Source organism: Anabaena azotica FACHB-119 (genome assembly GCF_014697625.1).
In the GTDB taxonomy this organism is placed as follows: Bacteria; Cyanobacteriota; Cyanobacteriia; order Cyanobacteriales; family Nostocaceae; genus Trichormus; species Trichormus azoticus_A.
This window is the reverse complement of record NZ_JACJSG010000027.1, coordinates 50,381-72,465: the sequence shown is the minus strand read 5'-3', so window position 1 is coordinate 72,465 and position 22,085 is coordinate 50,381. Positions and strand designations below refer to the sequence as shown.

The window sequence follows — 22,085 nt, the reverse complement described above, 5'->3', positions numbered from 1 at the left end:
GTCCACTCCCTACTCACTAAATACTAAAAGAAGGATACTATAACTGATGTCGGTGGGAAGAATACGCTACGATTGGCAAAATGCAGAGATTCGGGCAATATATGATACGCCGTTGCTAGAGTTGATTTATCAAGCTGCTAGTGTGCATCGGCAATTTCATAATCCTCAACAAATACAAGTATGTAAGCTGATATCGATTAAAACAGGCGGGTGTCCAGAAGATTGTAGTTACTGCGCCCAGTCTTCGCGTTATCAGACTGAGGTGAAAGCGCAAGCACTGCTTGATAAACAAACGGTGGTGGAAATTGCCCAAAACGCTAAACAAAAGGGTGTTAGCCGTGTATGTATGGGTGCGGCTTGGCGAGAAGTGCGGGATAATTCTCAATTTGACCGAGTTTTAGAAATGGTCAAAGATGTTACAGATATGGGTTTGGAAGTGTGCTGTACTCTGGGAATGCTGACGGGTGAACAAGCCAAGCGTCTGGAGGAGGCTGGATTGTATGCTTATAATCATAATTTGGATACATCGTCTGATTATTACAGCACAATTATCACTACCAGAACTTATGGCGATCGCCTAAACACTATCGAAAATGTGCGGCAAACTAATGTTACTGTATGCTCTGGTGGCATTCTCGGTTTAGGTGAAAGCGTTGATGACCGGGTGTCAATGTTGCAAACCTTAGCGAGTCTCAATCCTCATCCAGAATCAGTACCGATTAATATATTGTCCCAAGTAGAAGGCACGCCATTGGAAAATCAGCCTGATGTGCCTATCTGGGATGTAGTGAGAATGATTGCAACTGCACGTATAATTATGCCTACCTCTGATGTACGCTTAAGTGCAGGTAGGGCGAGACTATCTCAGGTAGAACAAGCCTTATGCTTCATGGCGGGGGCAAATTCCATCTTTTCTAGCGATGATAATAAGATGCTGACGGTAACGACTCCTTGTCCAGATTACGATGCTGACCAGGAAATGCTCAACCTTTTGGGTTTGGAAATGCGTCCGCCCGCCCAAAGACCAAATCTTGTAGGAGTGACTAATTCTTAATAATTTTAGATCCCCGATTTTCTTCAACAAGTCGGGGATCTAGTTTCTCAAGCAGGATTGATGATGGACAGACTACAGGATTTTAGCAGAACGCAGACCAAACAGTAGTCCTGCTGCTATTGCTGTGAACAATGCCAAACCGCCAATATACGCTACTATTGCTAACATTTATTTTTCTCCACAATACTTTACTATATCTATTGAATCATTTATTTTTGGTCATTGGTCAATAGAAAGGGGAAGGGGGAAAGGGGAAGGGGGAAAGGGGAAGGGCAGTGTCTTTTTCCCAGTCAACAGTCAGCGTCAATGTTACTGTGGAACTAACTGAAAGAATAAATATTTTGGTTCTGGATGAGTGAAAGTAACTTATCTCCAACTCTAGCTGTTAATATTCCGCCTACACTCACGCTGACAGTCTCTCATGAACAGTTTGTGGAGTTAGCGCTGGCTAACCGAGATTTGCAATTGGAACGAACTGCTAGGGGAGAGTTAATTGTTATGCCGCCTACGGGGAGTGATACTGGTAGAACAAACAGCGATATTAACGGACAATTGTGGTTTTGGAATCGTCAGGCTAAATTAGGCGTAGTTTTCGACTCTTCTAGTGGGTTTCATCTTCCTAATGGAAGCGATCGCTCTCCTGATGCAGCCTGGATACGTCAAGATAGATGGGATGCCCTTAGTATAGAACAGCAGGAGACTTTTGCCCCAATCTGTCCTGATTTTGTGCTGGAGTTACGGTCTAAAAATGACTCGATAGAAAAGTTACGCGCCAAGATGAGAGAATATATAGACAATGGCGCAAGTTTAGGTTGGTTGATTGACCGCAAGAATCAACAGGTAGAAGTTTATCGTCCTGGTCAGGATGTAGAGGTGTTAAATCGTCCTGTCAATTTGTCGGGTGAAGATGTTTTACTGGGGTTTGAGTTGGATTTAACTGAGGTTTGGAGTTTGTAGTTGGGGCTTTAGCCCTGATAATCAATAAGCAATCTGAATGTAGTAGACTGTCTAAGATTAATTAACCACAGAGGCACAGAGACACAGAGATAAAATAGGGCATTCTTATTCATCTGCGTTCATCTGCGTTCATCTGCGTTCAATTTTTCCCAATCTATTGCCACATTTTAGCCTTGTCAGTCCATTAGTCTTACTTTTTGATTAACCAGAAAAAACATACTAAGCGACTGACAAGCCTGTCCCCTGTCCCCTACCATAATAAAAACACAAAAACATTCAATACTGATATAAAAATATATCCTCGCCTCGCCTAGCCAGAATGAGGTAAAATACAGCGCACGGCGCTCGTTAGGGTTTGGGTGATGGCTTCTGTAATTAATGTGAATTTACCAACGCAATCTTATGAAATTGCGATCGCACCTGCAAGTTTAGATCAAATCGGTCAAAGTTTGGCAGGACTAAAACTAGGCAAAAAAATCTTAGTGGTTTCTAATCCCACTATTTTTAAGCATTTTGGCAAAGGTGTAGTAGATTCTCTCACATCGGCTGGATTTCAAGTATCTAGCTACTGCTTACCACCAGGGGAACGCTACAAAACTCTTAATTCGGTGCAAAAACTCTACGATATTGCCTTAGAAAATCGCCTCGAACGTTCCTCGACGATGGTGGCTTTGGGGGGTGGGGTAATTGGTGATATGACTGGTTTTGCCGCCGCTACTTGGCTACGGGGTATTAATGTGGTGCAAGTGCCTACTACACTCTTAGCAATGGTAGACTCGGCTATTGGTGGTAAAACTGGTGTTAATCATCCCAACGGTAAAAATTTAATTGGTGCATTCCATCAACCAAGATTTGTGTTAATTGACCCCCAAGTATTAAAAACTCTACCTGTGCGGGAGTTTCGCGCGGGAATGGCAGAGGTAATTAAATACGGGGTAATTTGGGATGCAGAATTATTCAACCAGTTAGAACAGAGTAAACGTCTCGACCAACTCCGCTACATTAAACCGGAATTGATAGATGCAATTTTAACCCGTTCTTGTCAAGCTAAGGCGGATGTGGTGGGCAAGGATGAGAAGGAAGGCGGACTCCGGGCGATTTTGAATTATGGACACACCATCGGTCACGCTGTGGAAAGCTTAACTAACTATCGGCTACTCAAACATGGCGAAGCAGTAGGTATCGGCATGGTAGCGGCTGGACAAATTGCTGTAAATTTAGGACTGTGGCAACAAGAAGAGACAGACCGTCAAAAAGCTTTAATTGAGAAAACTGGTTTACCGACAAAGTTACCGACAGGGTTAGATATTGAAGGGATTATTGAGGCATTGCAATTAGATAAAAAGGTTAAGGATGGTAAAGTGCGCTTTATCCTACCCACTCAAATTGGTGTAGTGACCGTTACAGATGAGGTGACATCAGATAACATTCGGCAAGTTTTGCTACAGATGTAAATAAATCACTAAATTCTGCCAAAATGGCAAAATTCCAGTAATGTGATCTTATACATTAAAGATAGCTACTCAAATTGAGGTCATTGATCAATCAACCTATTTTTAGGGTGATGATCAATGATTATCTAACTATGAAACCTCTGCTACTGATTGCTATTGCTGAAGCACTCAATGTTAGGGAAATTGCTTAAATCCTACAGCAAGACGCACAAGTTAACCAGCTGTTACGCATCTAAAAAAACATATCCTTTGGTTTTGGGCTATTGACGGTTAACCGTTAACTGTCAATTAACAAACCTTGTAAGTGATTATGTCATTTCAACGCTTAATAGCTGATTACTAGCGGTGCTTTTTTTCAAGAAAGTTGAGCAAAGATTAAGTTTGGTATGCTGGCCCGTCCAAATGATCATCTTTTATGCTCTATGTCGGGTTTTCATGTGGTGGTGAGAACTGCGAATTACTTTCTATACTAGGGATGGTGTTGCTTGAACCAAACCAAAGGTAGCAAGAAAAAAGAATCGCTATAGTAGTTTAACAATTGTCTTAGCTGGTAGAACTTATAGTTCTTGCCTTTTTTAAAATTTAGTAATCCTCGTCCTTGCAGATAGGATTACTTTTGCTAGATAAATTTGCAATTTATACAGCAACTCTTAATTTTGCTGGATGCTCAGTTAATTAGCATCCAGTTTTTTTATGTGTTAAGAAATTGATAGATTACGCACGATCGCTGGAAATATATAGTAAATGACAGGGTGTAGGCAAGGGAAGCTGTTGGCGATAAAGTAGGGCGCTGCACTGTTCACCAAAACCATGAGATTTAATTGCGAATTGTAAATTGTAAATTGTGCCAGAATCGAGGATAAATATCTTCTAATTAAATCAATGAATGACTTAACAAAAGTATTTATTGCACCTGATGAAATTGTCAACTTCCTCAAACGAGATATGAAGTTGAAGGAAGTATATCAAAAGATTTTATTCGCAAGGGTGATTTGGCAGGTAGCAGAAGCGAGAGGAGTCACGGTGACAACGGAGGAAATTGAGGCTGAAGCCAACCGCCAGCGCCGGGAAAAGCACTTGGAGAAAGCTGTAGACACGTTGGCTTGGTTGGAGGATCAGTTGATTTCCCCTGAAGATTGGGAAATGAGTATCCGCGATCGCTTATTATCTCAAAAGCTAGCTCATCTGTTGTTCGCTGAGAAGGTAGAAGCTTTTTTTGCTCAAAATCAACTGGAATTTGAGCAAGTTAGTCTTTATCAAATTCTAGTCGATTCTCAAAAGCTAGCCCAAGAAATTTACTATCAAATCGAAGACGAAGAAATTAGTTTCTATGAGGCAGCACACATATATGATATTGACATTGCTCGTAGAGAAAAATGTGGTTATGAAGGGAAGCTTTATCGGTTTGACCTGCCAGCTAATCTAGCAACTATTATATTTAGGTCATCACCAAAACAACTAATCGGCCCTCTGCAAACTAGTCAAGGTTATCACATATTTATGATAGATAAGTTCTTTGCTGCTGAATTAACGCCTGAGAGATATCAAGAAATACTCAGAAATATGTTCAATCAATGGCTAGTCATGGAGTTAAACAATATGCTTAATTCCTTGGTTTATCATGAATTACAATAATTTTCCATCAATAAATTTTCTGATGAAATTATGAATTATTTGGCAATTTGGCTAAAGTAGTTTTAATGCCAGATACCTCATGTAAAAACCGTAATGAGCTACAAGTTAATGTATAAATAAAAGTAAATATTATTTTATGAGCAAAGAAAAATATTTTACTCAGTAAATATGCTATCTTAAAAATATAACAATATATTTATTGTATCCAAAATGAGCTATTAGCTTCTATCTATAGCATGATGCTAATTTAATTGATTGTTTTCAAAAAAATGTGCTTTATCAATTGGCAATAGTATTAATGGTTTCGATTGGGTTTGAAACAGATAGAAGAAAATCTAAGAAAGGTTTTCTCAACCCATAATTAATGTTTAATTTACAATGAAGCTAATATAAAGATTGTGTAAACCTAGAGTTTTTTTGATAAAAGGTATTGACTATAAGCTGAAAAATCTTTAAAAGAATAACAGGGGTGCAATACAACAAATTGAGGAACTGTCCCTTTTCTGCTAATTGGCTCTTTTAGTTAAATATCCAAACATTACCTACGGCTGGTTAGAACAGTGTTATTGTTAGGTTGATGTAAATATATCGTTTACACCTATACCTAACCATATATATTTTTGTATTTCCATGTGTCATAGGCTTCAACCTCTTTTTTGTCTCCAAAAATCTAACTTTAAAGAATAAGAGGTTTATCTCTGAACCTGAATTGCAGAGTTCAGCAACATCCTAAAAATCAGAGTTAATATGCAGCTTCAGTATTGAGCTAACTACCAGCATTACACCAAGCTTCAGCAAAGACTATCAAATTATTAAGGTAGACTACTACATTTTGATGGGACGTACTGATAAATAACCCTGACTTTTCACGGGATGTGGAATAGCTAACGCTAGACCTAACCCCTCAGTTCTTCCCTAGTAGGGAAGGGAGAGAAATGAAAGTCTCTAATGTCACTTGAGATAATACGGGAAACCTACGCAACGCAGTGACTCCTGCTTATAGGAGAGAGGTGTTTTAAATATCGTGAAAAGTCAGATAAATAACCACCCTACCTAATTCCTAAAGTAACAGGTAGGTAAACAGTGCTTATCTGTATATCGACGAGATTGATTTTACAACTAAAACAAGAGTTGTAAGACAGAATTTGACCGCAATTTGACATTACGATCGCAACTGGTAATGATTATGTCACAACCTTTTAGCCAAGACACAGTTTCTGCTATTTATGAAAATCAAGAAAGCAAGTTTTTAACTCCTTTTCAACGCAAGGCTTTACTCAAACATTTACAAAATAATTTACAGCCAGAATATCGCCGACGCATCGAAATTATATTAATGGCAGATATGGGTAAATCCCAAACTCAAATCTGTGACATATTAGGTTGTTCTCAAGAAATGGCGCGTTATTGGATTGGCATAGCAGAAGCAGGTTTAGCACATAAATGGAATGAAAGACCAATAGGTAGACCGAAGATTGTTAATACTCAATATCTAGATAGATTAAAAGAATTAGTTAGCAATAGTCCGCGTGATTATGGCTATGCTTTTACTCACTGGACTGCTCAATGGTTAAGCAAACATTTAGCAGCAGAACTAGGTATTACAATTAGCGATCGCCACATCAACCGCCTGCTCAAACAAATGGGATTATCCACTAAACGTAAAAATTCCCCAGCAAAAGATACTAATTCAATTCCAGATGGTGCAATTACAATAGGTGATTTAAAAACCTCCTCCGAACCTAGTCTTAATTGGTCATTCAATTTGGTGGAAAACAGTAATTAAATCAGTTATCAGTTATCAGTTATCAGGTGTATGGTGGGGAATTGAGATTTACGAATAAATTACTGATAACTGTTTACTGTTTACTGACTTTTCACTTCATGTGGAAAAGTTAACGTCAGACCTAACCCCCCAGCCCCCTTCCCTACAAGGGAAGGGGGAGCAATCAAAGCCTCTGGACTTGTAGGGGAGAGGAATGGAAGTGGGGTTTTTCAGATTCGGTGAAAAGTCGGTTTCTGTTTACTGTTAATTCATAATTATGAATTACATCTAATGTGAATAAAAATCTTGTAATTGGGTAGACATTTGTAGCGGCGGGTTCACCGAGATCATCGTTAATTGTTGATGATATTTGATTAACCCGCCCCTACCGAGTCTCATAGGCTCCAAGCATAGGCTATTTTTTGGATATAAAAGGTTTTCCTAATTCACATCAGACGTGAATTGCTTTCAGGAGTTCAAAATTTACTTGATAATTTTGAATTTTGAATTTTGCGGAAAGTTCTGTAGAAGTGTTTCCCGTCGTAGGAAACTTTCCAAGACAAATTTTGAATTGTTGGAGGTAGGGGAGTGCTATCAGGGTTTTCCCGGCAATATTTAGCGCAACAACTCACCCAAAATTTGGGTGATTCTTTATCAGAAAAGGAATTAGACAAGTGCATCCCAGCTTTAGAAATTATTGAACCGCCAATAGCTAAACAATTTTGGCAAGCAGCAACAGCACCACCTGGGATTTATATCTTGCTTGGGGGTAAAGTCAGGCTGCTGGATACCAATAACAACTTAATTTCTACCCTCTCGACTGGTGCATCTTTTGGTGAATCAACTCTGTTTCCTGACGCAGACTTTATTCCTTATGTGGCTAGAGCGTCGGTAAATTTGAAGTTGGGTTTTCTTCCCCAAGCAATTTTACAAGAGTTGATGGGCGAAAACTCTAGTATTCGGGATGGACTCAAAAAACGCGCCGAAACTTGGGATTTGTTGGTGTTATGTTGTCAAAACTTTTTAATACCTCAAAATAGCCAAATAGAGGAGATAATCAAAGCTTTAGCCTTATTTGAACGGCATATTTTAGATGTTGGTTCACTTCCGCCTTCATTATGCCAAAATACTCAGCTTTGGTTATTAGGTCGGGGAGAATTAGTAGACAATCATGGCTGCACATTCTCGGCGGGGAAAATTTCTCAATACAGCAAGCAGGATTGGCGGGTTACGCAATCAGCAATTATTTACATTCTCAAGCGTGAAAATTGGCAAGTTGTGCAGGAGTATTGGCCGGGACTGGGGACTGGGGAAGGTGATTCTCAAGCACCTTTACCTAGTTCCCGAACGCCAATCACTTATGAACCAGAACCTAAGCCAAAACCTAAGCAGCGACGTGCTTATTTTCCTCGTCCTAATGTCAAAGTTGGTCATTGGTGGGGGAGGCTGACTAAGCGCTATCCCATATTTGAACAACAAAGTGCGGCTGATTGTGGTGCATCTTGTTTGGTGATGGTTAGCCGCTATTGGGGTAAGCGTTTGAGTGTGAACCGACTGCGGGATTTAACTAATGTCAATCGTAGTGGCGCATCGTTGAAGGGTTTAACAGCAGCAGCTGAAACTATTGGTTTTACCACCCGTCCGGTAAGGGCTAGTCTCGATAAATTGGCACAACAACCTTTACCTGCGATCGCACATTGGCAGGGTAAGCACTACATTGTAGTCTATGAAATTAACAAGAAACAGGTAATTGTTGGTGATCCGGCGATCGGACAACGTAACCTCAGCATTGCCGAATTTAAAGCGGGTTGGACTGGTTACGCCTTGCTATTACAACCTACAAGCCAACTGCAAGAAACCGAAGCAGCCAGTGTCCCCTTCTGGCAAATGTTTGATTTAGTTAGACCCCATACGCGGGTGCTGTTAGAAGTATTCACAGCTTCGATATTAATTCAGGTGTTTGGATTAATTACACCCTTATTTACTCAATTATTGTTAGACCGTGTAATTGTTCAAGGAAGTACTCTGACTTTAAATGCAGTAGGTTTTGGGTTAGTAATATTTGGCTTATTTCGAGTTGCCCTCAACGGACTAAGACAATATTTGTTAGACCATACAGCTAACCGCGTCAGCATATCGCTACTGGTAGGTTTTATTAAACATACCTTCCGTTTACCTCTGTCCTTTTTTGAGTCGCGTTATGTGGGGGATATTGTTTCTCGCGTCCAAGAAAACCAAAAAATTCAGCGCTTTTTAACTGGGGAGGCATTGTCAATAATTTTAGATTTATTGACAGTATTTATTTATCTGGGGTTAATGTTTTGGTATAGTTGGGCGATGGCGTTGATTTGTTTGGCAATTGTCCCGCCTTTTGTATTGTTAGCGCTGATTGCTACCCCATTTTTACGCCGCATTAGTCGAGAGGTTTTTAGCGCCACAGCTAGCGAGAATAGTTATCTGATTCAATCCCTCTCCGGTATTCGCTCAATTCGCTCGATGGCAATTGAACAAACAGTACGTTGGCATTGGGAAGAATTGCTAAATGATGTTGTGAGGAAAACTTTTAGTGGGCAGATAATTAGTAATGAATTACAAATCTTTAGTTCTACTCTAGAAACTCTGGTAAATACGGGATTACTTTGGTTTGGTGCATGGTTGGTAATTCAAAACCAATTGACAATTGGGCAGTTAGTCGCCTTTAATATGTTGTTGGGTAATATTATTCGCCCTTTCCAAAGATTAATAGTTTTGTGGAATCAATTACAAGAGGTAGTGATTTCCACAGAACGAATTAACGATGTTTTGGAAGCAGAACCAGAGGAAGATTTACAACATCAACATCGGCAATTTTTATCTAAATTACGCGGTCAAATTCGCTTTGAAAATGTGACATTCCGCTATCATCCAGAGAGCGATCGCAACATCTTAGAAAACCTCACTTTTGAAATTAAACCAGAGCAAACTGTAGCTGTTGTGGGGCGGAGTGGTTCCGGCAAAACCACATTATTTAAACTAATGCTGGGTTTATATCCGCCGACAGATGGCAAAGTTTTAATTGATGGTCATGATGTGACTACTATAGCTCTGCGATCGCTCCGTTCCCAAATTGGCGTTGTTGACCAAGATACATTTTTATTTGGCGGTACAATCCGCGAAAATATCAGCATTGCTCACCCAGAAGCAACTTTAGAAGAAATTATTACCGCAGCCCGTTTAGCTGGGGCGGATGACTTTATTAAACAAATGCCAGTAGGTTACGAAACCCAAATTGGCGAAGGCGGGGGAATGTTATCAGGTGGACAAAGACAACGTTTAGCGATCGCCCGTGCATTATTAGGAAACCCCCGCCTCCTATTATTAGATGAAGCAACTAGCCACCTAGATGCCGAATCAGAACGCATAATTCAAAACAACCTCAAAACCATACTCAAAGGGCGCACAAGTATCATCATTGCCCACCGCTTGTCCACCGTGCGCCACGCAGACCTCATTCTGGTATTAGATAGAGGCTTATTAGTCGAAAGCGGCTCCCACAACGAATTAATTGCCAGAAGAGGACATTACTTTTATCTCAATCAGCAGCAGTTAGGGGCTGGGGAGTAGGGGGGAAAGGGGAAGGGGGAAAGGGAAAATATCGTCTCCTCTGCTCCTGTGCTTTCCCAGTCCCCAGTCCCCAGTCCCCAGTCCCCAATCCCCACATATCCCACATTCCGTTCAACAATTTATGCCTAACCCATCTCTTAATTCATTATCCGTACTTGTTCAACCACAAACGGATCAGTTGCTGCGAGGTCAAAATTCTCATGACTTCGTTGATTATCGGAAACAGGCGGAGGTAAACGATTGGTTTTACGGCACAGAGGAACTATTAGATGCTTTACCAAAGCGTTGGACGCGCTTGATGCTGTATTTACTCATCAGCTTTACAGCGATCGTTTTACCTTGGGCGATGTTTAGCAAGGTTGATGAAACCGGAAGTGCAAGAGGGCGTTTAGAACCCCAAGGGGCGACGCAAAAGTTAGGTGTTGCGGTTACTAGTAGTGTCAAACTTGTCAACGTTGAAGAAGGCGCAACGGTAAAGGCTGGACAGGTGCTATTAGAGTTAGATTCTGATGTGCTGCAAACACAGGTAGAACAGGCGCAGACAAGGTTAGAGGAATTAATCAATCGCCAAGGACAACAAGAACTACTGAAGAATCAGTTGATGTTAACGATTAACATCCAACAACAGCAAAATCAAGCCCAAGAGTTAGAGAAAATAGCTCAAGTCAATCAGGCGCAGCAAAATTTTGATGCTAAACAAAGTACATATAGCTTACAGAAATTAGAACAGATGGCTCTAGTTGAACAGGCTAGACAAAATATCAATTCAACCCAACTAGCAAGGCAATTAGCTAATAGTCGATTGCACAGAGATATCAAAGAAGTGATGCGTTATCGCCAACTTTTAAGACAAGGTGCGATCGCTCAAATTAAAGTTGTAGAATTAGAAAAGATTGCGGAAGAAAGCCAGCGATCGCTATTACAAGCCAACTCTGAATTTACTCAAGCCCAACTACGTTTACAAGAACAAATCAGCCGCTATCAAACAACTGTTAGCCAAACAGCCTCTGAGATTGAGCAAGCAAAACTCCGTCTCCAAGAGCAGCAAAATAGTTATCAAAGTATAGTACAAGCTGGTAAGTTAGCTCTGTTAAGAAGTCAGGAACAACTCAAAGACATCCAAAACCAACTTACTACCTTAAAATCAGAAATCATTCAAACCAAGAGCCAGATTAACGCTTACAAGATTCAAATCCAACAAAGAGTAGTGCGATCGCCTGTTGATGGTACTGTGTTTGAATTACCCATCGACAAACCAGGCCCAGTAGTTGAAGCCGGACAGATAGTCGCGCAAATTGCCCCCAAGAATGCCCCATTAATCCTAAAAGCGACAATGCCTAGTCAACATAGTGGTTTCCTGAAAGTCGGAATGCCAGTCAAAATTAAATTTGATGCCTATCCTTTCCAAGATTACGGAATTTTACAAGGACGAGTTAATTGGATTTCGCCTGACTCGAAGATACAAACTACAAATCAAGGAAATCAAGAAACTTATGAAATGGATATTATTCTAGAGCATCCTTATATTCAAAATGGCAATAAGCGTATTCCTTTAACCCCAGGTCAAGCAGCAACCGCCGAAGTAATTGTCCGTCAACGGCGAGTTATTGACTTTATTTTAGACCCATTCAAGAAGTTACAAAAAGGTGGTTTGGAGCTTTAAGTTTCATCTTGTGTAAATTTGGATATGGTGGGCAATGCCCACCATACATAAATTCCCATAGATAGGATTTTTAAATATTTATAGCTTTTTTTATCCTAGTAAGAAAAAAGAATAATTAAACGCAGATGCACGCAGATGCACGCAGATAAATTTGTCTATCAGCATACTAGGAAACGCTATATAAAAGTTTTCCTAACAATGTTTGACTAACTAAGTGCTTAATACAAGACAGACTTATAACTTGCATCACTTGCTTATTGCTAAAATTACAAGCCAAAAAGTTTATTATTTCGTAGGGTGGGGAGTGCAGGGAGCCATCTACTTATTGAGAAAGTGCAAGATATCAAAAGACGGATTTCATCTTACTAAAATAGGAAAAGATATATCATGGAAAAGTATTTAAAATTTTCGACTGAAGAGATAATTAGCCATCTCAAAATAACTTGCCAAGTGCCTAGTATATTAGAAGCGATCGCCACTCAAAGAATTATCGCTGAGACAGCCCAAGAGTTAGGGATTGAACCAACTGTAGAAGAACTGCAAGAAGCAGCAGATAGTCTGCGTTTAGCTAACGGCTTAATTAAAGCTGATGATACCTGGGCTTGGCTAGACAAACATTATCTAACCATAGACGATTTTGAGGAAGTAGCTAAAACAAACCTACTGTATATTAAACTAGCCGAGCATTTATTTACAGACAAAGTAGAACCTTTTTTTTATGCCAACAAAATCGATTATACTGGTGCTGTAACCTATGAAGTCATCTTAGACGATGAAGACCTGGCTTTAGAGTTATTTTATGCCTTACAAGAAGGCGAAATTAGTTTTCAAGAAATAGCTCGTCAATACGTGCAAGACCTGGAAATTCGCCGTGCTGGAGGTTATCAAGGAATTCGCTATCGTCAAGACTTTCGTCCAGAAATAGCAGCCGCAGTCTTTGCAGCATCACCACCACAGCTTCTTAAACCAATAATTACGCCCAAAGGAGTACATATAATTAATGTGGAAGAAATCATTGCACCAGAGTTAACTGAGCAACGTAGGATTCAAATTATTAAAGATTTTTTCAATGAGTGGTTACAGCAACAAATCTCAGGAATAGAAGTCGTAGCTGAATTTTATCCCTCATCTTCAGAACTCCCAAAACCAGCTTAAAATTCTTTCTCTGTGACTTTGTGTCTCTGTGTTTTCAATAACCACAGAGGCACAGAAAACACAGAGGGAATACATTTATATAATATTTTTTACTTCAGGACTTACGCAAGCTTCACAATTGGTGGTTGCTGCGTGACGCTACAAGTCTCATGACTACGTTCAAATATTATCGCTCCTCACACACCCTACAGAAAAAATATGCCAGTTGCGTAAGTCCTATACTTAATAGCAGTAGCCAGATAGGTTAGGACATAGATAAATCATAAAATCTTTTTACCAAGCCGCTTGAAAAGCTGTTACCTGTCCCCTATCACCTGTCACCTGCTATAGCTTTAATCTAAATCAATCACATGAGTTTTAATAGCCACAAATTTAACACCAAGACTATTATTTTTACAAGCTCGAATTACATTAGGCATATTATTACTTTTCACTAGACGTAGATAGGTACTATATGGTATATAAGTTAAAGGATTATGACCAACAGTTTCGAGCATTAAAACACAAGCCCAAGAATATTTACCACAAGATATAGCTTTTAAGATGGCTTCCCACTCTTCAGTAAGAATTAAACAATCAGAAATTTGATGAGAGGAAGAAAATTTTTGATTCATAAGTGTAAAAATAGTAACTAATAAAAGCCTTGTTGCCCACCGGAAATAGCTCTACAAACCTGTTTACCTAATATCAACCAAGTGAAACCACTATCTATACATCCTTGGCGTTTTTACCAGCACAAAGATGTATAAATATCTTCAGAGTCAGCATTGAGGTAAGGACGCTGCAATTCAATTTTGAGTGAAGAGAAATGTTGCAAAATTGCTGCCATCCTACCTGCTGGTGTATCATCACCATGCTGCCAAGCTTCCATTAAACCGTTAGCCACAATTTGACAACGGTGTGTACCAAAACTTTCCTTTTCGTTAAATCTGTGGTTTGGTTCTTCAGCGATCGCTAACCCTGGTGCGATAGGCTTAGTAAATAAGGGTACTTGGTTTTGGAAGTGCGATCGATGTTCTGCATATATCATTTCCAGCACAGGTTGAACTTGTTCATACTCACTTTTATTAAAATAAAGTACGCCTGAGTCATAACGTCCATAATCAGAAGGGTTATATAAAGCTTTAAAGGTAAAAGCCATAGGTATGGCGTTAAGATGGGTAGTCAAACTGTCCATAACTGCAACTGCACCATCTGGAGTCACATTAAAGTAGACACGTACCAAAATCTCATCCTGTGTTTGATACTGTTGTGATGCACCTGCATCAGCCACCGCCATATAGAATCCGTTCTGCACAAGGTTTTTAGGCATTTTAATCGGGATTAAATCACCTACGCTAACAGGTGCTTGCAGAGAATCCTGTTCAACATACAATGTCAAACCATCGCGATGAACAGCGACAGCACCATCTGCTTCTTCTCTAACCACAAGCCAATCATAGCTCCAGTAGCCTTGACCTCGGTTACTTTCATGCAGGCGATCGTAAAAAGCTAAGTCTACACCCAAAAATGTGTTGTTCTCTAGATTTTGGTTGACCGCTAAATTAGATATTTCCCCATCAGATGCCAGAGACTTTGTTAAAGAGCCATTGTAATAGATGCCATAAAGAAAACTTCGTAACTGTTGACTCAAATACTTATTTTGTAAATCTGTAGATAATTTTTGAAACCTAGCAACTGAAGACTCAGGTAATTCCAGAGGTTTGTAATTTGGATGCTTAATACAATATTGAGATTGGATTTCAACATTATGAATAATATCTTGTAAAGATATCTGCAATGACTCTGGAATATCAGAAAATTGGACAGATAGCGAATCTAATAGCTGCATAGAGATTTGCCTGTAAATGATATGGAGGGATGAGGAGGACGTAAGTAACATGAACTAAATAAATCAAGGTTTGTAGTCAGGACTTTAGTCCTTTTTTAAGTTTTTGAGGACTAAAGTCCTGACTACAAACTGCATATTGAAATTAGATTCAACTCTTGTAGGGTGGGCATCTTGCCCGCCCTATTGATGCAAATTAACAAGCAAGTGTGTAGGTAAAAGTTCCGTTGCTTCCACACCAAAAATGCTTTGTATAGATGTTTCTGGACGACATAATAAACTTTTAGCAACTTGCAGCATACAAATACCAGCATTCCCAAAAGTTTTTTCGTATTGAAGTTGAGCGTGAATAGCCTTAATCAGCGCTAAACCACAAAACTGCATAACCCGTGGTAAGAAATTTGGATAATGTGCTAAAATTTCTGGGAAATTAGTAAAATAAGCAGTTACCAATTCTCTAATTGAAGGTTGGAGAACATACAAAGGGGTAGCTGCTAAACGCAAAGACTCTTCAATCGCAATTGACTGACCTGTTACCATGCTGTGTAGCCAGATTTGCAAATAACTAGCGATGAGTGTCCCTAAATCATTGGCTGGGTCTCCCCAATTACCTCGTTCCCAGTCAATGAAGCGAACAATATTTTGCTCAGTAGCTTCTTGCCAATCTAGGGAAAGAAGAATATTGTTTAACTTCAGATCATTATGGGTGAGACAACAGGGATTAAAGCTATTGGTTAATTGTGCGATCGCCTGACCCAAACTATCGTAACGTTGATATAAAGCAAAAAACTTAATACCATCAGCAGGAACTTTACCAAAAATTTCTGGAGTCAGCCTATCTAATCCACGATTTAAACTGGGAGAACGCTGACTAGATTCATCAATATTCTGTTGAAAGAACTTTCCATATGCTTCACTGTTCATAGAAGCACGATGAACCAATGCCAAAGTATTTCCTACAGCATTTGCAATTTTACTAGGAAAAATGTCCAAGTTTTCTTTAACATAAAAATCCATCAAATCTCGATAATTATCGAGATAATTGAAAATTATAATTGAATCATTTGCATTAAAGTGTAAGACTTCTGAAAAATAGGGTCGAAGATAGCTAAGTTCTGGAAATGTTCTTAGAAAATCGTGGATGCGCCATTCTAGTAAAAATTCACCAGATGTTTTTCCTTCCAGGTTATGACGTTCTTGCTTGACCAGAAATTTTCTGTTCTCAGGTAAAGTGACTAATAAGTTAAAATTTTTAGCAGGTTTTAGCTCTATTTCACTCAATACTTGCTCTGACTTAGTACACAAGTTTAGTGATATTAGGTACTCAAACACATTTTGAGAATTTAAAATAAATGGTGGCATAATCCTAGATTAATTACTAAATAAACAATTGTTTTCTGTGCCAAAAACAATACAGTCTTAGCTAGATTAAGTTCTTTACACCTTAATCTAGCTTAGTAAGTCATTAAAAATTAATAACCATCATGAGAGCTAAAGGACTTCACTAAGTGTCCAATCGCATCAATACCAAAAGTGATAGCGCCAAACTCAAAGCCTTTAATACCATACGCTAGAACGAAGTTGGTAGCCGAAGAATAACCATCATCACCACCATAAACAGAATTATCTATATTATTAAGTTCATGAAGAAAGCTTTCAGAATCTTGGAATAATTCAGAGCCGGTTGTCTGTAGTTCGGTCAGATTAATAGATGCCATGATTGACTCCTAAAACAATTGTGATTTTTTGAAAAATTGCAGGCGATTAAGCTATTATTTTGCTCAATCGCTGATGCAATAATTTCAGTTGAACCATTTACTTAATTCATAAATAGTTCAGAATTATTACTAATATTTATTGTCGCTGAAGGACTTAACCATGTGTCCAATAGCATCAATACCAAAAGTGATAGCACCAAATTCAAAACCCTTCAAACCGAAATCTAAAACGCCATTGGTAGCTGAAGAATAACCACTACCACCACCATTCACAGCAATAGTATCGACATTGTTCAATTCATTGAGGAAGCTTTCAGAATCTTGGAATAATTCTGCACCTGCATTTTGTAATTCTTTAACAGCAATAAATGCCATGATTGACTCCTAAAACAATTGTTGATTTCCTGATAAATTGCAGGCGATTAAGCTATTGACTTAGCTTAATCGCTCAGGCAATAATTTCAGTTGAACTATTTACTTACGTCACTAAATAATTCTGAATTAGTACCAACCGCCCTCATCACTGAAGGATTTAACTAGATGTCCGATAGCATCAACACCAAAAGTGATAGCACCAAATTCAAAACCTTTCAAACCGAAATCTAAAACGCCATTGGTAGCTGAAGAATAACCATCACCACCACCATTCACAGCAATGGTATCGACATTGTTCAATTCATTGAGGAAGCTTTCAGAATCTTGGAATAATTCTGCACCTGCATTTTGTAATTCTTTAACAGCAATAAATGCCATGATTGACTCCTAAAACAATTGTTGATTTACTGATAAATTGCAGGCGATTAAGCTATTGACTTTACTTAATCGCTGATGCAACAATTCCCATTGAACTATTTACTTGCGTCAGTAAATAGTTCTTAATTAGTAGCGATAGCCATTATCGCTGAAGGATTTAACTAGGTGTCCGATAGCATCAACACCAAAAGTGATAGCACCAAATTCAAAACCTTTCAAACCGAAATCTAAAACGCCATTGGTAGCTGAAGAATAACCATCACCACCACCATTCACAGCAATGGTATCGACATTGTTCAATTCGTTGAGGAAGCTTTCAGAATCTTGGAATAATTCTGCACCTGCATTTTGTAATTCTTTAACAGCAATAAATGCCATGATTGACTCCTAAAACAATTGTTATGTTCAGTCGTTTTCTTTAGGCGATTAAGTGTTGCTTAACCGTTGATTCAATTTTTATTTGTTTTTTTAGAGAAAATCAAGCTAAAAAACTTGATTTAAAAGACATAATTAGGTGGCAAATGTCCACATTATTTTGTATATTTATTAGGCACAAAATAGATTGGTAAACATGAAAGTTATATGTGCAATAATAGATATACTTCTAAGAAACACAGGTGACAGGTGACAGGTGACAGGTGACAGAAAATAGGGAATAGTTGTGTTTCTTTCATATTTTGCGGGAGCGTTAACCGCGCTCGTGGGAGGCTTATATCTTGCAACGGGTGACTAGAAATCACAACTACACAAGCAAAACCCGCACTTCTTGAGCTTCAGTGACCACCTGCGCGGGTTAAAAAACCTTTATTTTGTGTTAGTCGGCGCAGGCGGTGAGTGCAGCCACAAGTGCGGGATGAAGCGCCGGGTGGACTGCCGTAGCTTGCTTCTGGTGTAGGAGTACCAGGAGGGACTGGGTTTGTATAGCCACGATTTCTAATCGCTAAGGCTAGATGCAAGATGTTAGTGTATACCAATTTTTTATGAATTTGCACTACATAAATGATGTAGAGACTTTGTATGCAACGTATCACTGACTTTTCACGTCATGTGGAAAAGATAACGACAGACCTAACCCCCCAGCCCCCTTCCCTACAAGGGAAGGGGGAGCAATTAAAGCCTCTCTCCTTGTAGGAGAGGGGTTTTCCAGATCCCGTGAAAAGTCAGAACGTATCAGAGCGTGAAGAATAAAGCTATTTCCGCTTTCTCCGTTTCTCCTGCTTGCCTAATGGATGAATAGATCAAGGGGCGTAATTTTCAAAAAAAAACGTGTGTTTAACAGCATAATAATTCAAAAACACACGAATTAATGAGTATTCATTTGTTATTAACAGAAAACGATGTCAAATTCCCAATCTTCCGCGTATATCTCGAAGTTGTACTTCTAGATTATCCATCAAACTACTAATGCTTCCACTCATACCATTTAATGAAAATCCTGATGTTTCTGATGATGTTCCTGATGATGTTCCTGATGGTGTTTCTCCGGATGAATCAGATAGGGTGTCTCTTCCAAACCTTCTTTGCATTCCAGCATACACATTCTTTATTTCCCAAGCAGTGAGTTCATTAATTGATTTGCCTTCTTCATTGGGCGAAAGGTCGGTGATTTTTATTCTTACCATTGCTTTGTCTCCTTAAAGCAAGTGATTTTGACTGACAGAATTAGTGAAATTGAGGATGCTTATATAAAGATAAAATCCTCACTTATATTTTGAGACAGAATTTTATAAAATCAAGATTTAAGTACTAATTTTTAGGACAAAATTCAAGTTTTTTTGTCTATAAAAGCAATAAATTCTCCATCTATTTTTAACGTGAGTCCGATGGATGTAGACAACGCCTCTCCAAACCTCTGAGCCGATGTTAGAAAATAGTACAGGTATATAGGGGGAGAAGTTAGGGCTTGTTTTCAAACCCCAAATTAGACTTCGATATAGGTTTGATTGAGGAACGTAAACCCGTAGGGGCTTTTTGCAGGCTAACCCAACCTACTTTTAGAGTTGGAAAACAGTCTCTAGCCTCTAGGACTAGAGTGATGCACCTCATCTAGATGGAAAATGCTGTATTTATCTTGCTATAAACCGGATCATGGTGAGGAGATTCGCAGAAAATTTGACATCTTAGAACTTTCCAAACATCTTCCAACTAAATTTTAGGTTATTAAAGTTACATACTGTGAATATTTTACGTAAAATTACTGTAGTTGTTGTTTTAACACCTGATTTTATATTGTGGGTAGTTAACCTAAGTCAAATTTTCACGCTGTACAGCATGTGAGCGAAAAATACTGTAAATTTAATAGGGGCTTACGGTCGTAAGCCCCTATATAGGACTCATACTTGATTTTTGAAATATACGTAGTAGGGTGGGCATTGCCCACCATATCATGGCTTTGGTGGGCAATGCCCACCCTACAGATACTACAGATACTGAGATTTTTATGGCTACGCTCCCGTAAGGGATACAGAAATCAAATCGGATTCCTATATGATGAGCGATGTTTTGAATTGGTATGATTTCTACTTTGCAGTGCTGGGTTTGAGGGCTAATAACATTTCCACTTGGCTGGAAGATTTATCGGGGCTATTAGCAGTCATACTCAAACCACGAATGGAACTGAGAATAGCATTAGCTTCCGGGGGGATGGGTTGCTGTGTTTGCGTTGCAAAACGATTGACTAAGGTCATGGTTCTATCCATATCTATATAGAAGTAACCACCGTTTGGTTTTTGTAAAGACCCGGCGATCGCTTTAAAATTATCACTATTGTCTAGAGTCTGGTTCTTGGCGTTGGCTAAGGTTTCCGCAACAGGGCCGCCAACTGCTAAAAATACGGTGTCTTCATCTAACCAACCATGAGCGAATAAAGCTCCTTGTTGGGGAATTTCCCATTGGGTAATGTCTTTACCACCAATGTTTCTGCTGGTGATGTTAATGTTTTGGGTTTTGGCGAGGGTATCTAGCTTAGTTAATGTGGCTTCTGCGGTTTTGCGATCGCTTGTATCAAACACCCAAGCGCCACCAAAACCTACACTAGCCAATATACCTTGGTTTGATGGAATCGCACCAAAAGCAAATTCTTTATCCATCCAGCCAAAAATGTCTTTATCCAGGTCAATATTTACTAATTTCGTTTGGGCGCGAACCTGTTCTATGGCCTGCTTAAATTCTGGATAATCTTGTGACTGTTCGACCACTGTTGACCAACCACGGCTAATTCCTTGTCCACTGATGAGGGCAAAAGTCTCAGCTGGGAATTTTCCTAATATTGTCGATGGTGTGCTTTGATATGGGAATTTATTCAGTTGGGGATCTAAATTAGCGATCGCCTTCAATCTTACCCCAGCATCATCAACACCCACAGCCGCAACCATTGACTTTACCTGTTCCAGTTGTTTCAATGTCTGCGGATTTACCTGACTTGCTTGAGGATTTGCAGCCAGTAGTTGTTTCACCATCCCTGGATAATCAGGAATATAGATTTGAGCCAGAGAATTTTTAACATCCGCACCCTTGCTGAGAATATTACTCGCATCTTGTTTAGTTACAAAGGATGCTTGACCTTTATAAGTATCTATAGCTTTTTCTACAGGCGCTTTTTCGGGAGACAACACTATATAACTATTATTTAAAATAGCACTGTATGTTGGCTGTCCAGATTCTGTCTTGACTTCTGTAATTTTTTCGCCTTTATAGTCAGTTTCTTGGGATTTGATGCCCTTTTGCTCCTTTAATTTATTCCCAAAGTTTAAAGCACTGAGTTTATCTTTAATCCCCACTACCATTAAAACTTGTGGTTCTGGCTGCGATGCGGTTGGCAAAGTTGTTCCCGGCGCAGGTGTACTAAATTGAGCAGGTTTGGTTGCATTTGCAGGTAGCAAAGCCACCATCACCCCACCTACCCAAGGTTTAATGTCTTTCTCATAAGAAATGTTGCCATCCTTCGACATTTGTTTATTAAAATTTTCCAACTCTTTAGCAACTAACTTTTGGGCTTCAGGCGTGCCAAATTGCCGTAACTTCTCCCAGGCTTGCGGGTCAGTGGTAATATAGGTAGCCATTAATGCTGTTGAAGGCACTAGTTTAGCGCTACCTAAAGCGCCAGAACTATCCCCAGCAGGCCCTCTCAGATACATATAGGCGGCTAAACTGCCGACAACAACTACAGTTGCACCGACAACAGGAATGAGAATTTTTGACTTTGATTCGGGCATTGTATACTCCTCGTTTGCTTAAATTGTCACCAAGGTTATGCAAAACGTCACTGTAGACTTTTCGGAATTATTGCTAATTTCTAGGCATTTTGATAATTTTTATGTAAAAAATATAGCTTGTTTATCACTAAGTGAAAAAGTATTCCAGAAAATACTTCAAAAGCATGAAGACCGAATCCGCAAATGATACAAAAACAAGGTAGGGAATGTTGCTAGTTGTGTTAATTGAGCAGCCTGTTGAGAAAAAATAACTTATAACTTTATGTAACGCTTTTTGTAAATCCCC

19 protein-coding genes are annotated in these 22,085 nt (G+C 39.2%); 8 read left to right on the top strand and 11 right to left on the bottom strand.

Going from position 1 to position 22,085, the window contains the following annotated elements; genetic code table 11:
• The first annotated feature begins 46 nt into the window (after positions 1–46).
• Positions 47–1,054, top strand: coding sequence for a biotin synthase BioB (gene bioB / locus H6G83_RS19605; protein ID WP_190475366.1), 1,008 nt, complete (start codon positions 47–49; stop codon positions 1,052–1,054).
• Between the two features lie 72 nt (positions 1,055–1,126).
• Here the strand turns inward: bioB and petL are convergent, their stop codons facing one another.
• Entirely contained in the window at positions 1,127–1,222 is a 96-nt protein-coding gene (gene petL, locus H6G83_RS19600; protein WP_190475364.1) for a cytochrome b6-f complex subunit PetL, read from the bottom strand.
• A 183-nt stretch (positions 1,223–1,405) separates the two neighbouring features.
• On the opposite strand from petL, the gene H6G83_RS19595 reads away from it, so the two are divergent.
• The 7 genes from H6G83_RS19595 to H6G83_RS19565 all read left to right on the top strand — a co-directional run bounded on the left by H6G83_RS19595 (position 1,406) and on the right by H6G83_RS19565 (position 13,286).
• Positions 1,406–2,011 (top strand): Uma2 family endonuclease, encoded by a 606-nt coding sequence (locus H6G83_RS19595; protein ID WP_190475362.1) that lies wholly within the window; start codon positions 1,406–1,408, stop codon positions 2,009–2,011.
• 362 nt (positions 2,012–2,373) lie between these two features.
• A complete protein-coding gene (aroB, locus tag H6G83_RS19590; protein WP_190475358.1) occupies positions 2,374–3,465 on the top strand; it encodes a 3-dehydroquinate synthase in 1,092 nt (363 codons plus the stop codon).
• Between the two features lie 882 nt (positions 3,466–4,347).
• On the top strand, positions 4,348–5,100 hold the full coding sequence (locus tag H6G83_RS19585; protein WP_190475356.1) for a peptidylprolyl isomerase: 753 nt from the start codon (positions 4,348–4,350) through the stop codon (positions 5,098–5,100).
• A gap of 1,186 nt (positions 5,101–6,286) precedes the next feature.
• Positions 6,287–6,886: a helix-turn-helix domain-containing protein gene (locus tag H6G83_RS19580; RefSeq protein ID WP_390822373.1), complete on the top strand. Its 600-nt coding sequence runs from the start codon at positions 6,287–6,289 to the stop codon at positions 6,884–6,886.
• A gap of 567 nt (positions 6,887–7,453) precedes the next feature.
• Complete coding sequence (locus H6G83_RS19575) at positions 7,454–10,468, top strand: ABC transporter transmembrane domain-containing protein (RefSeq protein ID WP_190475353.1); 3,015 nt, start codon at positions 7,454–7,456, stop codon at positions 10,466–10,468.
• 121 nt (positions 10,469–10,589) lie between these two features.
• Positions 10,590–12,131: an HlyD family efflux transporter periplasmic adaptor subunit gene (locus H6G83_RS19570; protein WP_190475351.1), complete on the top strand. Its 1,542-nt coding sequence runs from the start codon at positions 10,590–10,592 to the stop codon at positions 12,129–12,131.
• Between the two features lie 387 nt (positions 12,132–12,518).
• Positions 12,519–13,286 carry a peptidylprolyl isomerase gene (locus H6G83_RS19565; protein ID WP_190475349.1) on the top strand — a complete coding sequence of 256 codons (768 nt, stop codon included), beginning with the start codon at positions 12,519–12,521 and terminating at the stop codon, positions 13,284–13,286.
• 332 nt (positions 13,287–13,618) lie between these two features.
• On the opposite strand, the gene H6G83_RS19560 is transcribed toward H6G83_RS19565, so the two are convergent.
• From H6G83_RS19560 to H6G83_RS19515, 10 genes are all read right to left on the bottom strand, one after another.
• On the bottom strand, positions 13,619–13,900 hold the full coding sequence (locus tag H6G83_RS19560; RefSeq protein WP_190475347.1) for a HetP family heterocyst commitment protein: 282 nt from the start codon (positions 13,898–13,900) through the stop codon (positions 13,619–13,621).
• Positions 13,901–14,013: 113 nt separating this feature from the next.
• Positions 14,014–15,117, bottom strand: coding sequence for a T3SS effector HopA1 family protein (locus H6G83_RS19555; protein WP_190475345.1), 1,104 nt, complete (start codon positions 15,115–15,117; stop codon positions 14,014–14,016).
• 180 nt (positions 15,118–15,297) lie between these two features.
• Positions 15,298–16,476: an aminoglycoside phosphotransferase family protein gene (locus H6G83_RS19550; protein WP_190475343.1), complete on the bottom strand. Its 1,179-nt coding sequence runs from the start codon at positions 16,474–16,476 to the stop codon at positions 15,298–15,300.
• Positions 16,477–16,586: 110 nt separating this feature from the next.
• On the bottom strand, positions 16,587–16,832 hold the full coding sequence (locus H6G83_RS19545; protein ID WP_190475341.1) for a hypothetical protein: 246 nt from the start codon (positions 16,830–16,832) through the stop codon (positions 16,587–16,589).
• A gap of 129 nt (positions 16,833–16,961) precedes the next feature.
• Positions 16,962–17,207, bottom strand: a complete 246-nt coding sequence (locus H6G83_RS19540; protein ID WP_190475339.1) for a hypothetical protein — start codon at positions 17,205–17,207, stop codon at positions 16,962–16,964.
• A 126-nt stretch (positions 17,208–17,333) separates the two neighbouring features.
• Positions 17,334–17,585, bottom strand: a complete 252-nt coding sequence (locus H6G83_RS19535; RefSeq protein ID WP_190475338.1) for a hypothetical protein — start codon at positions 17,583–17,585, stop codon at positions 17,334–17,336.
• Positions 17,586–17,711: 126 nt separating this feature from the next.
• Entirely contained in the window at positions 17,712–17,963 is a 252-nt protein-coding gene (locus H6G83_RS19530) for a hypothetical protein (protein WP_190475336.1), read from the bottom strand.
• A 395-nt stretch (positions 17,964–18,358) separates the two neighbouring features.
• Complete coding sequence (locus H6G83_RS19525) at positions 18,359–18,616, bottom strand: hypothetical protein (RefSeq protein WP_190475334.1); 258 nt, start codon at positions 18,614–18,616, stop codon at positions 18,359–18,361.
• A 309-nt stretch (positions 18,617–18,925) separates the two neighbouring features.
• Entirely contained in the window at positions 18,926–19,207 is a 282-nt protein-coding gene (locus H6G83_RS19520; RefSeq protein ID WP_190475332.1) for a hypothetical protein, read from the bottom strand.
• Between the two features lie 897 nt (positions 19,208–20,104).
• Positions 20,105–21,799, bottom strand: a complete 1,695-nt coding sequence (locus tag H6G83_RS19515) for a DUF3352 domain-containing protein (protein ID WP_190475330.1) — start codon at positions 21,797–21,799, stop codon at positions 20,105–20,107.
• Positions 21,800–22,085 lie beyond the last annotated feature (286 nt).

Coding starts and splice junctions, on each gene's coding strand:
- bioB (WP_190475366.1), top strand. CDS start 47: ATGTCGGTGGGAAGAATACGCTACGATTGGCAAAATGCAGAGATTCGG.
- petL (WP_190475364.1), bottom strand. CDS start 1,222: ATGTTAGCAATAGTAGCGTATATTGGCGGTTTGGCATTGTTCACAGCA.
- H6G83_RS19595 (WP_190475362.1), top strand. CDS start 1,406: ATGAGTGAAAGTAACTTATCTCCAACTCTAGCTGTTAATATTCCGCCT.
- aroB (WP_190475358.1), top strand. CDS start 2,374: ATGGCTTCTGTAATTAATGTGAATTTACCAACGCAATCTTATGAAATT.
- H6G83_RS19585 (WP_190475356.1), top strand. CDS start 4,348: ATGAATGACTTAACAAAAGTATTTATTGCACCTGATGAAATTGTCAAC.
- H6G83_RS19580 (WP_390822373.1), top strand. CDS start 6,287: ATGTCACAACCTTTTAGCCAAGACACAGTTTCTGCTATTTATGAAAAT.
- H6G83_RS19570 (WP_190475351.1), top strand. CDS start 10,590: ATGCCTAACCCATCTCTTAATTCATTATCCGTACTTGTTCAACCACAA.
- H6G83_RS19565 (WP_190475349.1), top strand. CDS start 12,519: ATGGAAAAGTATTTAAAATTTTCGACTGAAGAGATAATTAGCCATCTC.
- H6G83_RS19560 (WP_190475347.1), bottom strand. CDS start 13,900: ATGAATCAAAAATTTTCTTCCTCTCATCAAATTTCTGATTGTTTAATT.
- H6G83_RS19555 (WP_190475345.1), bottom strand. CDS start 15,117: ATGCAGCTATTAGATTCGCTATCTGTCCAATTTTCTGATATTCCAGAG.
- H6G83_RS19550 (WP_190475343.1), bottom strand. CDS start 16,476: ATGCCACCATTTATTTTAAATTCTCAAAATGTGTTTGAGTACCTAATA.
- H6G83_RS19545 (WP_190475341.1), bottom strand. CDS start 16,832: ATGGCATCTATTAATCTGACCGAACTACAGACAACCGGCTCTGAATTA.
- H6G83_RS19540 (WP_190475339.1), bottom strand. CDS start 17,207: ATGGCATTTATTGCTGTTAAAGAATTACAAAATGCAGGTGCAGAATTA.
- H6G83_RS19535 (WP_190475338.1), bottom strand. CDS start 17,585: ATGGCATTTATTGCTGTTAAAGAATTACAAAATGCAGGTGCAGAATTA.
- H6G83_RS19530 (WP_190475336.1), bottom strand. CDS start 17,963: ATGGCATTTATTGCTGTTAAAGAATTACAAAATGCAGGTGCAGAATTA.
- H6G83_RS19520 (WP_190475332.1), bottom strand. CDS start 19,207: ATGGTAAGAATAAAAATCACCGACCTTTCGCCCAATGAAGAAGGCAAA.
- H6G83_RS19515 (WP_190475330.1), bottom strand. CDS start 21,799: ATGCCCGAATCAAAGTCAAAAATTCTCATTCCTGTTGTCGGTGCAACT.